At 75.8% G+C, this 14,961-nt stretch carries 11 protein-coding genes and 1 pseudogene; 9 read left to right on the forward strand and 3 right to left on the reverse strand.

Features of this window, described 5'->3' with window-relative positions; genetic code table 11:
- Positions 1-1,095, forward strand: coding sequence for a dihydrodipicolinate synthase family protein (locus H7H31_RS22105; RefSeq protein WP_187059664.1), 1,095 nt, complete (start codon positions 1-3; stop codon positions 1,093-1,095).
- Positions 1,095-2,219, forward strand: a complete 1,125-nt coding sequence (locus tag H7H31_RS33500) for a proline racemase family protein (protein WP_197995967.1) — start codon at positions 1,095-1,097, stop codon at positions 2,217-2,219. The genes H7H31_RS22105 and H7H31_RS33500 overlap by 1 nt, the downstream gene beginning before the upstream one ends.
- 109 nt (positions 2,220-2,328) lie before the next feature.
- On the opposite strand, the gene H7H31_RS22120 is transcribed toward H7H31_RS33500, so the two are convergent.
- Together H7H31_RS22120 and H7H31_RS22125 are read right to left on the reverse strand one after the other, a co-directional pair.
- A complete protein-coding gene (locus H7H31_RS22120; RefSeq protein WP_187060869.1) occupies positions 2,329-3,573 on the reverse strand; it encodes a multidrug effflux MFS transporter in 1,245 nt (414 codons plus the stop codon).
- A 429-nt stretch (positions 3,574-4,002) separates the two neighbouring features.
- On the reverse strand, positions 4,003-5,031 hold the full coding sequence (locus H7H31_RS22125) for a helix-turn-helix transcriptional regulator (protein WP_187060870.1): 1,029 nt from the start codon (positions 5,029-5,031) through the stop codon (positions 4,003-4,005).
- 198 nt (positions 5,032-5,229) lie between these two features.
- Between H7H31_RS22125 and H7H31_RS22130 the strand changes: the two genes are divergently transcribed.
- The 6 genes from H7H31_RS22130 (at position 5,230) to H7H31_RS22155 (ending at position 13,638) form a co-directional block, all read left to right on the forward strand.
- A complete protein-coding gene (locus H7H31_RS22130; protein ID WP_187118055.1) occupies positions 5,230-5,979 on the forward strand; it encodes a class I SAM-dependent methyltransferase in 750 nt (249 codons plus the stop codon).
- 241 nt (positions 5,980-6,220) lie between these two features.
- The gene (gene hutU / locus H7H31_RS22135; protein ID WP_187060872.1) at positions 6,221-7,885 is read left to right on the forward strand and encodes a urocanate hydratase; all 1,665 of its coding nucleotides are present in this window, start codon (positions 6,221-6,223) and stop codon (positions 7,883-7,885) included.
- A 143-nt stretch (positions 7,886-8,028) separates the two neighbouring features.
- On the forward strand, positions 8,029-9,234 hold the full coding sequence (locus H7H31_RS22140; protein ID WP_187060873.1) for an allantoate amidohydrolase: 1,206 nt from the start codon (positions 8,029-8,031) through the stop codon (positions 9,232-9,234).
- Positions 9,235-9,401: 167 nt separating this feature from the next.
- A complete protein-coding gene (locus H7H31_RS22145; protein ID WP_187061478.1) occupies positions 9,402-10,844 on the forward strand; it encodes a formimidoylglutamate deiminase in 1,443 nt (480 codons plus the stop codon).
- A gap of 17 nt (positions 10,845-10,861) precedes the next feature.
- Entirely contained in the window at positions 10,862-12,106 is a 1,245-nt protein-coding gene (gene hutI / locus H7H31_RS22150) for an imidazolonepropionase (RefSeq protein WP_187061469.1), read from the forward strand.
- A 131-nt stretch (positions 12,107-12,237) separates the two neighbouring features.
- Positions 12,238-13,638, forward strand: coding sequence for a methyltransferase (locus H7H31_RS22155; RefSeq protein ID WP_187061470.1), 1,401 nt, complete (start codon positions 12,238-12,240; stop codon positions 13,636-13,638).
- A 43-nt stretch (positions 13,639-13,681) separates the two neighbouring features.
- On the opposite strand, the gene H7H31_RS22160 is transcribed toward H7H31_RS22155, so the two are convergent.
- Positions 13,682-14,098, reverse strand: a complete 417-nt coding sequence (locus H7H31_RS22160) for a nuclear transport factor 2 family protein (RefSeq protein WP_187061471.1) — start codon at positions 14,096-14,098, stop codon at positions 13,682-13,684.
- A 243-nt stretch (positions 14,099-14,341) separates the two neighbouring features.
- Here H7H31_RS22160 and H7H31_RS22165 point away from each other — a divergent pair.
- A pseudogene (locus tag H7H31_RS22165) lies at positions 14,342-14,917 on the forward strand (TetR/AcrR family transcriptional regulator); the annotation flags it as partial.
- Positions 14,918-14,961 lie beyond the last annotated feature (44 nt).

Raw genomic sequence — 14,961 nt, forward strand, 5'->3', positions numbered from 1 at the left:
ATGAGCACCGACCTGCCTACCGACCCGCCCACCGACCTTCCGGAGCCAGCCGCCGCGCCGTCTGCCGCGCCCGGCGCCCGCTCGAAGCCGCACGCGCGCGCCCTGACCGGCGTCGTGGTCGCCACCGCGCTCCCGTACGCCGACGACCCCGCCGCCCCCGCCGGGCTGCGGCCCGACCTCGACCGGTACGCCGAACACTGCCGCTGGCTGGTGGACAGCGGCTGTCACGGGGTCGGCCCCAACGGATCGCTGGGCGAGTACTCCTCGCTCACCGACACCGAGCGGCGCGCGGTCGCCCGTACGGCCGTCACGGCCGTCGGCCGGGACGCGCTGGTGGTGGTCGGGGTGCACGGCGTCGGCGCGCACCAGGCCCGCCGCTGGGCGGAGCACGCCGCCGAGGACGGCGCCGACGGGGTGCTGTGCCTGCCGCCGACGCTCTACCGCGCGTCCACCGCCGAGGTCGTCCACCACTTCGAGCAGGTGGCGGCGGTCGGGCTGCCGGTCATGGTTTACAACAACCCGCTCGACACCAAGGTGGACCTCACGCCTGAGGTGATCGGGGAACTCGCCGCCATCGACAACGTCGTCGCCGTCAAGGAGTTCTCCGGCGACGTGCGGCGCGTGCGGCACATCAAGGAGTGCGCCCCCGACCTCGCCATGATCGCCGGCGCCGACGACCTGGTGCTCGAATCGCTGCTGATGGGCGCCGAGGGCTGGTTCGCCGGCTTCCCGAACGTCTTCCCCGCCGCGTCGGTGCGGCTGTTCGACCTCGCCCGCGCGGGCCGGCTCGCGGAGGCGCGGGCGCTGTACGAACCGCTGGTGGCGGCCTTCCGCTGGGACTCGCGCACCGAGTTCGTCCAGGCCATCAAGCGGGCGATGGACCTGGTCGGGCGGTACGGCGGGCCCAGCCGCCCGCCGCGCGGGCCGCTGGCCGGCGACCAGCTCGCCGCGCTGGACGCGGACGTACGGCGCGCCGTCGACGCGCTCGCGGCGGCGGACGCCGAGGCCGCTCCCCGGCCCGGCGAGCCCGTGGCGGCCGGGGCCCGGCAGCCCGCCGCGCCGGCGGTCGGCGTGCGCGCGGCCGGGGGCCGCTGATGCGCGCCGCGCGCTGCCTGAGCGCCGTCGACTCGCACACGGAGGGCATGCCGACCCGCGTCATCACCGGCGGCATCGGCCCGGTGCCGGGCCAGACGATGGCCGAGCGGCGGCACTACTTCGTGGAACACCTCGACGCGATACGGCAGTTCCTGGTCAACGAGCCGCGCGGGCACCCCGCCATGAGCGGCGCCGTCCTCCAGCCCCCGACCCGGCCGGACGCCGACTGGGGCGTCCTGTTCATCGAGGTCTCCGGCTGCCTGCCGATGTGCGGCCACGGCACCATCGGCGTGGCCACGGTGCTGGTCGAGACGGGCATGGTGGAGGTCACCGAACCGGTCACGACCGTACGCCTGGACACCCCGGCCGGCCTGGTCGAGGCCCGGGTGGACGTGAGCGGTGGCCGCGCCGAGCGAGTGACGCTGCACAACGTGGCCGCGTACGCGCACGAGTTGGACGCCACCGTGGACGTTCCCGGCATCGGGCGGGTCCGCTACGACATGGCGTACGGGGGCAACTTCTACGCCATCACCCCGCTCAGCCGGCTCGGCATCCCCTTCGACCGGCGGCACAAGGACGAGATCCTCGCCGCCGGCATGGCGATCATGGCGGCGGTCAACGAGCAGCGGCGGCCCGAGCACCCCACCGATCCCGGCATCGCCGGCTGCCGCCACGTGCAGTTCACGGCCCCGGGCACGCCCGGCGTCGGCGCGGCGGGTGCCGGGGGCGGGGCGACCGGGGGCGGTACGGGCGGGGGCGGTAGGGCCGTGGCCGGGGGAGCGGGGGTGGCTGGGGGAGCCGGGCGAGCGGGGGCGGCCGGGGGTGGCAGTCATGCCCGGAACGCGATGGTGATCCACCCCGGCTGGTTCGACCGCTCGCCGTGCGGCACCGGCACCTGCGCGCGGATGGCCCAGCTCCACGCGCGCGGCGAACTCGCCCTGCACGAGGACTTCGTCAACGAGTCCTTCATCGGCACCCACTTCACCGGCCGCCTCGTCACCACCGAACGCGTCGGCGACCGCGCCGCGGTCCGCCCCGCCCTCGCCGGCCGGGCCTGGATCACCGGCATGGGGCAGTACCTCCTCGACCCGACCGACCCCTTCCCGGCCGGCTTCGTGCTGTAGGGGCGACCGGGGGCGCGCGGCGCGGGGGGCACGCACCGCGTGTGCCCGCGCCCCCTCGCGCCTCAGCGCCGGCCGGCGGACTCCCCCTCAACCGGACGGTCGGCCTGCCCTAGCCCTGACCGGCCCCGTCGCTCTCGCCCCCGTCCCGCCACGGCCGGGCGAGCGCGACCAGCGCCAGCGCCGAGAGCAGGACGCAGGCCAGCACGACGCAGGCCATCGACAGGGCGGTCGTACGCCCCAGCGCGCCGGGGAGCGGTGCCGCCGCCGCGCCGAGCACGAACTGGGCGCCGCCGAGCATGCCGGACGCGGCCCCGGGGGCGTCGCCGCCGAGCGCGAGGACGAGGGTCGTCGAGGCGGGCAGCACGAGGCCGAACCCGAAGGTCAGGCCGAACAGACAGGCCCAGGTGGCGCCGAACGCGCCGCCGCCCGTGCCGAGCAGGACCACCAACGTGAGCGCGCAGACCACGGTGGCGGCCACGCCGCCGAGGAGCAGGGTGCCCAGGCGTACGCGTCCGGCCAACGCCCCGAACACCACCCCGGCCAGCACGGTGCCGACGGCGTTGGTGGCGAAGACGAGGCCGTACGCCGTGGGCGACAGGCCGTAGCCGTCCTGGAAGACGAAGGGCGAGCCGGTGATGTAGGCGAAGAGCGCACCGAGCGCGCAGCCGACGACGAGCAGGTTGCCGACCAGCGCCCGCCGCCGCACCAGCGGGCCCATCGCGGCCAGCACGGTCCGCACGTCGCCGCGGCGGCGCCGCTCGACGGGCAGCGACTCGGGCACCCACGCCCAGACCGCGGCCCCCAGCAGCAGCCCGGCCCCGGCGAGGGCGACGAACACCAGCCGCCACGACCCGACGCCGAGGAGCAGCCCGCCGGCGACCGGCGCCAGCACCGGCGCGGTCATCCCGATCACGCTCAGCGTGGAGAGTTGGCGGGCCGCCCGGGCGCCGGTGTACCGGTCGCTGATCACCGCCCGGCCGATGACCAGGCCCGCGCTGCCGGCGACGCCCTGGAACAGGCGGGCCACCTCGAAGACGGCGATCGACGGCGCGAGCGCGCAGGCCAGGGACAGGCCGGCGAACGCGCCGGACCCCGCGAGCAGCAGCCGTCGCCGCCCCAGCGCGTCACTGACCGGGCCGAGCACGACCTGCCCGACGGCGAGCCCGATCAGACAGGCCGTCAGGGACAGTTGGACGGCCGTGCCCGAGGTGCCGAACGAGGTGACGATCTCCGGGAAGCCGGGCGCGTACATGTCGGTGGCGAACGGCGATATCGCCGACAACCCACCCAACACGATCACCAGTCGTACCGTCCCGGTCGCAAGCGAAGCAGAGTCGGTGGCTCGCTCGCTCATCGCCGCTCACCCCGGGGCGAGGGCTGCGGGGGCGGCACGTTGGCGAGCTCCCGGCGGCGCCGGCTGGCTGGGCGCCGGCTGGCTGGGCATCGGCCGGCGGGAGCGTACGGGTGGGACATCGGGCGCCTTCCTCGGGTGGGTGCGACGGCCGGTGCGACCGCCGCCGGTCACAGCCTCGGTGCCGGGGGCGGACGGTGGTGTGGAGCGCGGGTCCGGGGCGTGTGGAGGGCGGTGCGCGGTGTGCGTGCGACGGGCCCCGCACCGGCGCGCGGGCGGGAGCGTGTCCCGGCAGGCACGAGAGCGTCCCCGCAGGCAGGCAGGCAGGCAGGCAGGCAGGCGGGCAAGCAGAGGTGGGCGGGCCAGGCGGAGAGGCAGGCAGAGGCAGCCAGGCAGGCGGGCCAGGCGGAGAGGCGGGCAGGCTGGAGGTGGTCAGGCGTGCGCGCGGCGGAACCGGGCGGGCGTGGTGCCCCGGTCGCGGCGGAAGGCGTAGCCGAAGTTGCTGGGCGAGGCGTAGCCGACCTCGTGCGCGATGCGGGAGACCGGCCAGTCGGTCTCGACGAGCAGCGTCGCGGCCCGGTCGAGGCAGCGGCGCCGGTGGTACGCCCACACCGAGTCCCCGTACAGCACGCGGAACCCGGTGGTCAGCCGGCGGACGGACAGGGAGGACGCGCGGGCCAACTCGGCGAGCGTCGGCGGGTCGTGGCGCCGTTGCCAGAGCAGTGCGGGGACCCGGCGCAGGGCGGCCACCTCGTGCGCGGCCAGCGCGCGGCCCGGCGCGCCGGTGGCCGGCGGCGTGGTGGCCGGCGGGGCGGCGGCGAGTCCGTCGACCAGCGCGGCGAGCGCCGCCACCAGCCGCGACTCCAGGTACAGCAGGCGCCCGGGGGAGGTGCGCCGGTGCACGTACATCTCCGCCAACGGCTCCGCCACCGGGCGCAGCGCGGCGGACCGGCCGAGGTACCGCTCGCGCGCGACGTGCTCGGGACCGACGGCGGGCAGGTTCCGCGCGCCGAGTCCCCCGAGGTAGGCGTCCAGGCGGGCCCAGCTCCCGGTGACCGACACCGCCCGGTACCGCTCGCCCGGGTCGTGCGCGACGACGCCGCCGGTGGCGCGGCGCGGGCTGAGCGCCACCGAGCCGGCGTGCAACTCGTCGGCGCCGGCGGCGGTCTCGCTCACCCGTACCCGCCCCTCGACGCAGTGCTCCAGCTCGAAGTGGTCGCCCGGGAACCGGTAGCCGATCCGGTGCCCGGCGGCGAACGCGACGTCGTAGCGGACGAGGTGGAACCCGCTGTGCAGCGGCGTCACCTCGATCGTCCCGTCGCCGACCTCGGGCCGCAGTCGGTGCCGCACGGTGCCGTCGCCGCGCGCGTCGGCCCGCGCGATCGAGGCGTAGTACGCGGCGGACGTCGCCTCCCACGCGGCGGAGCCGGCCGCGCCGGCGAGCTGGTGTACCCGGGTCACACGTCCGCAGGTTAGCCGCCCCGTGGGGGAGGGGCACGGGCGGTCGCGGGCTGCTCCCCTGGACGAGGAACGAACTGCCGTGCCCGCCCCCGACCCCCGTCCGGGCCCTTGCCCCCTACACCCTGAGTAGCCCGCGCGGCCCGAGGGCACCCATACGCAGCGTAAGAGAGCGGTTGCCAAGCGTGCGGAAGGCGTGACGTGGGAAGCAAGCAGTACGACGAGACGGCCGATGTGTACGACGACACCCTGAACGTCCTCACCTATGCGCGACACGCGGAGGAGCCCACCTTCCGCGCGGTGATGGGCGACGTGCGCGGGCTGGACGTGCTGGACCTGGGGGCGGGGACGGGGATCTGGACCCGCCGGATCAAGCGGGCGGGGGCGGGCCGGGTGGAGGGCCTGGAGATCACGGCGTCCATGGTGGAGACGGCCCGTGAGCGCGAGAGGGGCGAACGGCTGGGCATCACGTACCACGTCGGCGACGTCGCGCGCGGGCACGAGGCCGTCGAGGCGGTCGCCTTCGACGTGGTGACCGGCGTCAACGTCCTGCACTACAGCGCCAGCCGGGACGAGTTGCTGGCCATGTGTCGCACCGCGAGTCGGGCGCTGCGGCCCGGCGGGCGGCTGGTGGCCAACTGCGCCAACTACGACATGCCCGCCGACCCCGACTACTACGGCCCGTTCGGCATCACGGCCACCGTGCCCCGGCCGCGCGCCGCCGGCGCGACGGTGCGCGCGCACACCACGATGGGCGGACGCCCGGTCGACGTCGAGTTCTACCTGTGGCCGCCGGACACCTACGAGTCCGCCCTGCGCGAGGCCGGTTTCGGCCAGGTGCGCTGGCACCCGTGGCAGATCTCGCCGGAGGGGATCGCCCAGTACGGCCAGGACTACTGGCGGCGCTACACCGAGCACCCGCCCACGCTGGTCCTGGAGGCGGTGAAGTGAGGCCACCCGCCGCCTGACCGGCGCCGACCGGCCCGACCCTAATCGCCCCGGTGGCCCAACCCGATCCGCCTCGGCTGCCCGATCCGCCCCGCCCCGGTGGCCCGACTCGCCCGACGGCCCGACCTCGCCCCTGCTGGCCCGAGGTCGGGCCGTCCTGTTGACTGGGACTATTCATCACAGGACTATGTGAATGAACTAATCCAATCGGCGTACCACCCGTCGAGCCAGGGAGGCAGCACCCATGTCGGGACCGCGACCCGTACGAGCACCGCGCGGCACGGAGCTCAGCACGCTGGGCTGGCAGCAGGAGGCCGCCCTGCGGATGCTGCAGAACAACCTCGACCCCGAGGTCGCCGAACACCCCGACAAGCTCGTCGTCTACGGCGGCACCGGCAAGGCGGCCCGCGACTGGCGCTCGTTCGACGCGATGGTGCGCACCCTGACCACGCTGCGCCAGGACGAGACGATGCTCGTGCAGTCCGGCCGCCCGGTGGGCGTCATGCAGACCCACGAGTGGGCGCCGCGCGTCCTCATCGCCAACTCGCACCTGGTCGGCGACTGGGCCAACTGGGAGGAGTTCCGCCGCCTTGAGGCCCTCGGCCTGACCATGTACGGGCAGATGACCGCCGGCTCCTGGATCTACATCGGCACCCAGGGCATCCTGCAGGGCACGTACGAGACCTTCGCCGCCGTCGCCGCCAAGAAGTTCGGCGGCTCGCTGGCCGGCACCATCACGCTCACGGCGGGCCTCGGCGGCATGGGCGGCGCCCAGCCGCTGGCCGTCACCATGAACGGCGGCGTGGTCATCTGCGTCGACTGCGACCCGCGCGCCATCGACCGCCGCATCGAACACCGCTACCTCGACGTCAAGGCCGACAGCCCCGCGCACGCCCTGGAACTGGCGACCGAGGCCCGCGACGCCCGCAAGCCGCTGTCCATCGGCGTCCTCGGCAACGCGGCCGAACTGCTGCCCGAACTGCTCGCCGCCGGCGCGCCCATCGACATCGTCACCGACCAGACCAGCGCCCACGACCCGCTGGCCTACCTGCCGATCGGCGTCGACTTCGCGGACATGGCGACGTACGCGGCCGACAAGCCCGCCGACTTCACCGCCCGCGCCCGTGAGTCGATGGCCCGGCACGTGGAGGCGATGGTCGGCTTCCAGGACGCCGGCGCCGAGGTGTTCGACTACGGCAACTCCATCCGCGGCGAGGCCCAGCTCGCCGGCTACGAGCGCGCCTTCGACTTCCCCGGCTTCGTCCCCGCGTACATCCGCCCGCTGTTCTGCGAGGGCAAGGGCCCCTTCCGGTGGGCGGCGCTCTCCGGCGACCCGAAGGACATCGCGGCCACCGACAAGGCCATCCTCGAACTCTTCCCGGAGAACGAGTCGCTGGCCCGCTGGATCAAGCTCGCCGGCGAACGGGTGCACTTCCAGGGGCTGCCCGCGCGCATCTGCTGGCTCGGCTACGGCGAACGCGACCGGGCCGGCGAGCGGTTCAACGACATGGTCGCCAACGGCACGCTCCAGGCGCCGCTGGCCATCGGCCGCGACCACCTGGACTGCGGCTCGGTCGCCTCCCCGTACCGCGAGACCGAGGGCATGCTCGACGGCTCGGACGCCATCGCCGACTGGCCGATGCTCAACGCCATGGTCAACGTCGCCTCGGGCGCCTCCTGGGTGTCGCTGCACCACGGCGGCGGCGTCGGCATGGGCCGCTCGCTGCACGCGGGCCAGGTCACGGTCGCCGACGGCACGCCGCTCGCGGGCGAGAAGATCCGCCGGGTGCTCACCAACGACCCGGGCATGGGCGTGATCCGCCACGTCGACGCGGGGTACGACATCGCCGAGCGCGTCGCCGAGGAGAAGGCGGTCCGCGTCCCGATGCGCGAGGGTGACCCGTCGTGAGCGAACGCGCCCCGGAGGGACCCGCCGCCGACTCGGCCAGCCCGGCGGGCTCGGCCGTGTCACCAGACTCACCGGCGTCACCAGGCTCACCGCTGTCACCCAGCTCACCCGGCCCGGTCGGCACCGGCTCCTCCTTCCACGAGATGTGGCGCGACCTGCGCCCGATCGGCCGCGACGCGGACAGCGGCGGCTACCGCCGCTTCGCCTGGAGCGGCGCCGACACCGACTGCCGGGCCTGGTTCCAGGCCCAGGCCACCTCCCGGGGCCTCGCCTACGAACTGGACCGCAACGGCAACCAGTGGGCCTGGCTCGGCGCCCGCGACCACCGTGACGTGGCCCCGGGGGAGGCCGTCGTCACCGGCTCGCACCTGGACTCCGTCCCGGACGGCGGCGCCTTCGACGGGCCGCTCGGCGTCGTCTCCGCCTTCGCCGCGCTCGACGAACTTCGCCGGAGGGGTGCGGAGTTCGCCAAGCCGGTGGCCGTCGTCAACTTCGGCGACGAGGAGGGCGCCCGCTTCGGGCTGGCCTGCGTGGGCTCCCGGCTCGCCGCCGGCCAGCTCACCGTGGAGGCCGCGCACCGACTGCGGGACGGCGACGGCACCAGCCTGCCGCGGGCCATGGAGCGTGCCGGGTACGACCCGGAGGCGATCGGGCCCGACCCCGAACGCCTGGCCCGCGTCGGCGCCTTCGTGGAGCTCCACGTCGAACAGGGCCGGGCCCTCGACCTGTCCGGCGACCCGGTCGGCATCGCCTCCGCGATCTGGCCGCACGGCCGCTGGCGGTTCGACTTCCGTGGCGAGGCCAACCACGCCGGCACCACCCGTATCGAGGACCGCCGCGACCCGATGCTCACCTACGCCAACACCGTGCTGGCCGCCCGCAAGAAGGCGGCGCTGGCCGGCGCGCTGGCCACCTTCGGCAAGGTCAGCGTCGAACCGAACGGCGTCAACGCCATCCCGTCGCTGGTCCGTGGCTGGCTCGACTCCCGCGCGGCCGACCAGGCCACGCTGGACACGGTGGTGGCCGAGATCGAGCGCGCGGCCGTCGAGCGCGGCCAGCGCGACGGCGTGGACGTCCGCATGGTGCGCGAGTCCTTCACCCCCGTCGTGGAGTTCGAGCACGCCCTACGGGACGAACTCGGCCGCATCCTGGGCGGTGCCCGCCCCGTCCTGGGCACGGGCGCCGGCCACGACGCCGGCATCCTCTCCGGCACCGTCCCCACCGCCATGCTCTTCGTCCGCAACCCCACCGGCGTCTCCCACTCCCCGGCCGAGCACGCCACCGAGGACGACTGCGTCGCCGGCGTCCACGCCCTCGCCGACGTACTGGAGGGCCTCGCGTGCGCGTGACGTACTGGGCGGAGCACGCCTGGCTCAACCCCACCCCGACCCCCGAGCCCACCCCGGGCCCCACCTCCACTTCCGCCCCGGCCGCACGGCCGGAGCCCTCGCCGTCCGTGGGCGCGGCCGTCGCGGCCCAAGCCCCCGAAGGCGCGGCCCCCGTGGGCCCGGACTCCGTGGGCCCGGGTTCCGCAGGCGCGACCTCCGCTGGCCCGACGCCGGGCGGCGGTGTCCTGGCCGGCGTCCTCATCGAGGTACGCGACGGCCGGGTGGGCGCCGTGCGCCCGGGCGTGGCCACGCCGCCACCCGGCGCGGTCGTGCTGCGCGGCCTGACCGTGCCCGGCCTGGCCAACGCGCACAGCCACGCCTTCCACCGCGCCCTGCGCGGCGCCGCCCAGGTCAGCCCGGCCGCCCAGGCCGCCTCCCCGGGTGCCACCACCTCCTCATCCATCACCTCCTCGGAAGCCGGCCCCGCCAGCACTCACCGTGGCGGCGGGCGCGCACCGGACTCGTTCTGGACCTGGCGCGAGGTCATGTACGGCGTCGCTGAGCGGCTGACCCCGGACAGCTACCACGCGCTCGCCCGCGCCACCTACGCCGAGATGGCGCTCGCCGGCATTACATGCGTCGGCGAGTTCCACTACCTGCACCACGCCCCGGGCGGCGCCCGCTACCAGGACCCCAACGCCATGGGCGAGGCCCTCCTCGCGGCGGCCGCCGACGCCGGCATCCGCATCACCCTCCTCGACACGGCCTACCTCTCCGCGGGCTTCGGCGATCCGCCGACCCGCCCCCAACTGCGCTTCAGCGATGGCACGGCCGACGCGTGGGCGGAGCGCGCGAGCGCGCTGGGGGCGCCCGAGCACGCCCGGCTCGGCGCGGCCATCCACTCCGTACGCGCCGTGCCGGCCGACCAACTGGCCACCGTCGCCGGCTGGGCGGCCGGTCGGAACGCCCCCCTGCACGTCCACCTGTCCGAGCAGACCGCCGAGAACGACGCCTGCCGCGCCGCGCACGGCCGCACCCCCACCGAACTGCTCGCCGAACACGGCGCGCTCGGGCCGCGCACCGTCGCCGTGCACGCCACGCACCTGACCAGCGCCGACATCGCCCTCCTGGGCGGCGCCCACACCGGCGTGTGCATGTGCCCCACCACCGAACGCGACCTCGCCGACGGCATCGGCCCGGCCGTGGCCCTCCAGGAAGCCGGCTCGCCACTCTCCCTCGGCAGCGACAGCCACGCCGTCATCGACCTGCTCGAAGAGGCGCGCGCGATGGAGCTGGACGAGCGGCTGCGCACCCGGGCCCGGGGCCACTGGACGGCGGCCGAACTCCTGCACGCCGCGACGGCGGCCGGTCACGCGGCGCTGGGCTGGCAGGACGCCGGCCGCATCGCTCCCGGGGCGCTCGCCGACCTCACCACGCTGGCGCTGGACTCGGTGCGCACCGCCGGCCCGCCACCGTCGCTGGGCGTGGAGACCGCCGTATTCGCCGCGTCCAGCGCGGATGTCCGGCACACGATCGTCGGCGGTCGCCATATCGTCCGGGACGGGGCACACGTCCTGCTCCCCGACGTGCCCACCGCACTGGCCCAGTCCATCGCAGCCGTGCTCGGCTGAAGGAGAACCACCCCGCGATGACCCCCAACACCCCCACGGGCGCCGGCGTCCCCGCCGGCCGGCCCGCCGCCACCCCCGGCAGCGCCCACAGCGCCCGCACGACGACGGCCATTACCCACATCAGCACCCTCGTCACCAACGACCCCTCCCTCGGCGAAGGCCCCCTCGGTCTGATCCAGGACGCGGCGCTCGTCATCGACGGCGACCGCATCGCCTGGGTCGGTGTCACCAGCAAAGCACCCGCCACTGACAGTCACCTCGACGCCGCGGGTCAGGCGGTCATTCCCGGCTTCGTGGACTCGCACTCGCACCTGGTGTTCGCCGGCGACCGCACCGCCGAGTTCAGCGCGCGCATGTCCGGCAGGCCGTACACCGCGGGCGGCATCCGCACCACCGTCGCCGCCACCCGAGCCGCCAGCGACGAGCAGCTCGAAGCCAACCTGCTGCGCTACCTGCGTGAGGCCGCCCGGCAGGGCACCACGACGCTGGAGACCAAGTCCGGCTACGGGCTCACGCCGCACGACGAGGCCCGCGCGCTGCGCGTCGCCGCCGCCCACACCGAGGAGACGACGTTCCTCGGCGCGCACATCGTCGCCCCGGAGTTCGCCGACGACCCCGCGGGCTACGTGGACCTCGTCACCGGGCCGATGCTCGACGCCTGCGCCCCGTACGCCCGTTGGGTGGACGTCTTCTGCGAGAAGGGCGCCTTCGACCGGGACCAGGCACACGCCATCCTCAGCGCCGGCAAGGCGCGCGGCCTGACCCCCCGGGTGCACGCCAACCAGCTCACGTACGGGCCCGGCGTCCAACTCGCCGTCGAGCTGGACGCCGCCTCGGCCGACCACTGCACGCACCTCACCGACGCCGACGTCGACGCGCTGGCCAGCGGGGACACGGTGGCCACGCTGCTGCCGGGGGCCGAGTTCTCCACCCGCGCGAAGTGGCCCGACGCGCGCCGGCTGCTCGACGCGGGCGCCACCGTCGCGCTGTCCACGGACTGCAACCCGGGCTCGTCCTTCACCAGCTCCATGCCGTTCTGCGTCGCCCTCGCCGTACGGGACATGGGCATGACGCCGGACGAGGCCGTGTGGGCGGCCACCGCGGGCGGCGCCCGGGCCCTGCGCCGCGACGACGTCGGCTACCTGCGCCCGGGCTCCCGCGCGGACCTGGCCCTGCTCGACGCCCCGTCCCCGGTCCACCTCGCCTACCGGCCCGGCGTCCCGCTGGTCACGGCCGTCTGGCGGGGCGGCCAGCGCGTCTGAACCCACCGCGCCCGGCGGCCCCGGCCGCCGCCCGTGGGCGGTGCGGCGGCCGTTGTCAGTGGCCCGTGGGAAGGTGTCCCCAGCGCGTCGGGACCTCGCCGCGCGCCCGTCGTCCCGCGAAGCTGGAAGAGATGCACACCCCCGATCCGCGCCGCACCACCGCCGCCGCCGCCGGCGGCACCACCGCCGACGGCGACACCGGCCCCGCCCCGTCGGCCGTCAGCGCCCCGTCGCCCGGCGCGACGGCCGGCGACGCCCGCGCGGCCGGATCGCCCGCGACCGGCGCCGACGACGCGGCCCACCCCCGCGTCGGCTGGACCGAGGGCGAGGTACCGCACACCGCGCGCTGGCGCTCCGAGAGCGGTGCGCCGGCACCCCGGCGCGTGGTGGTCGGCGACGACCGGATGACCGCGGACGCCGCGTACAAGCTCGTCTGCGAGGGCACGGCGGTGCTCTGGCGCGGCGACTACCACAACGCGCGCCAGCTCCTGCAGGCCATGGCCCGCCGCGCCGACCGCAAGCGCCCCGCCCGCAAGCGCCGCCGTGGCGCGACCGGCCCCGCCACCCCCGTGGCAGGCGACCAGGGCGCGCCCGACGAGTCGCCCGCCCGCGCCTTCCACCTGCACCGCAAGGCCCAGGCACAGCGGGCCCGGCTGCTCGGCATGCTGCTCGTCCCCCTCGAACCCGGGCCCGACGCGGACGCCGGCCCCCGGGTGCCGCTGCGGCGGGCGCCCGACGTCGGCGCGGCCTGCCGCGAGGCGTGGGGCGCCGGCGACGCGGCCGAGCCCGCGGTGATCTCGCTGCGGGAGCTGCTCGGCCTCATCGGCGCCCACGAGTGGCGGCGCAAGGGCGTGCCGATCCCGGCGCTGGGCGGCGAGCGCGTGCACGCGTACTACGGCGTGTTCTCGCCGGTCCGTGGGGAGTACGTGGACCTGGTGGCCGAGGCGCCGCTGCCCGCGGGCGCGCGCGAGGTGGCGTTCGACATCGGCACCGGCACCGGGGTGCTGGCCGCGCTGCTCGCCCGCCGGGGCGTACGGCGTGTGGTGGCCACCGACCAGGACCCGCGCGCCCTCGCCTGCGCGCGCGAGAACGCCGCCCGGCTCGGGGTCGCGGAGCGCGTGGAGGTGCGCGCGGCTGACCTCTTCCCGCCGGGCCGGGCACCGCTCGTCGTCTGCAACCCACCCTGGGTGCCGGCCCGGCCCAGCTCGCCGGTCGAGTACGCGGTGTACGACCCGGACAGCCGCATGCTGCGCGGCTTCCTGGACGGCCTGGCCGCCCACCTCGCGCCCGGCGGCGAGGGCTGGCTGATCCTCTCCGACCTGGCCGAACACCTCGGCCTGCGCACCCGGGCCGAGCTGCTGCACCTCATCGACGCGGCCGGCCTGCGCGTGCTCGACCGCCTCGACACCCGCCCCCGGCACGGCCGCGCCACCGACCCGACCGACCCACTGCACGCGGCGCGCGCGGCGGAGGTCACCTCGCTGTGGCGGCTCACCGCGATATCCGGCGCGCCGCCCTCGGACACCGCCTAGCCCGGCGCGTACGCCCCGCGCCCCGCGTGGTCCGGGCCACGGCTCAGTCCGTGAGCTGCCGATCGCGTTCGGCGATGGCCAGGTCGTTGATGCTGGCGTAGCGCCGCCGCATCAGGCCGTTCGCGGCGAACTCCCACTGCTCGTTGCCGTAGCTGCGCCACCACTGCCCGGCCACGTCGTGCCACTCGTACGTGAAGCGGACCGAGATGCGGTGGTCGGTGTACGTCCACAGCTCCTTACGCAGCCGGTAGTCGAGTTCGCGGCGCCACTTCTCGCGCAGGAAGGCGCGGATCTCCTCGCGTCCGCGCAGGAAGACGTCCCGGTTCCGCCACTCGGAGTCCTCGGTGTACGCCAGCGCGACCCGCTCGGGGTCGCGGGAGTTCCAGGCGTCCTGCGCCGCCTGGACCTTGCGGCGCGCGGTCTCCTCCGTGAACGGCGGCAGGGGTGGCCGAGTGGACATGTCGCCTCCTTCGTCCGGGCGCGGCGGCGCCGGGCCCCGAACGGCCGGGGCACGGAACGGAGAACGATCGTTCTCCGGCGCTGCCGCGTACGATAGGAGAACGCTCGTTCTCCGCGCAAGCGGCGGCCATGGCGACGGCCCATGGCCCCACGGTCGGTGGCCGAGGGCGTCGGGCGATGGTCGCGAGGACGACGGCGGGTGGCCGGTGGCGCCCGGACACGTGAGAGGCGAGGCGGGACAGGGATGACGGTGGGCGGGACGGCCGAGGAACAGGCGCGGGCGCGCGTGGTGGACGCGGCCGAGGAGCTGTTCTACGCGCGCGGGGTGCGCGCGGTCGGCATGGACGCCGTGCGCTCCGCCGCCGGCGTCTCGCTCAAGCGCCTCTACCAGCTCTTCCCCGCCAAGGACCACTTGGTGGAGGAGTTCCTACGGCGCCGGGACCACGCCTGGCGCGCCGCGCTCGTCCGCCACGCCGACGCCCGGCCCACCCCGCGAGCCCGGCTGCTGGCGGTCTTCGACTGGCTGTACGAGTGGTTCGCCGAGCCGGACTTCAGGGGCTGCGCCTTCCTCAACTGCTTCGCCGAACTCGGCGGCACCTCGCCGGCCGTGGCCGAGGCGGCGCGCGCCCACAAGGCGGCGGTACGGACCTACCTCGGCGAGCTGACCGCCGCCACGGGCGCGTCCGAGCCGGAGCCGCTGGCCGACCAGTTGGCCCTGCTCGCCGAGGGCGCCATCGCCACGGCCGCCGTCACCGGTTCGCCGGAACCCGCCCGCGCGGCCCGCGCGGCGGCCCAGGCCCTGCTGGCGGCGGCGGGCGTCGAGGGCGGCGGCGCCGACGGGCCCGCCGCGCACCCGGCGGGCCC

The sequence above is a fragment of the Streptomyces buecherae genome (genome assembly GCF_014295035.1).
Lineage (GTDB): Bacteria > Actinomycetota > Actinomycetes > Streptomycetales > Streptomycetaceae > Streptomyces > Streptomyces youssoufiensis.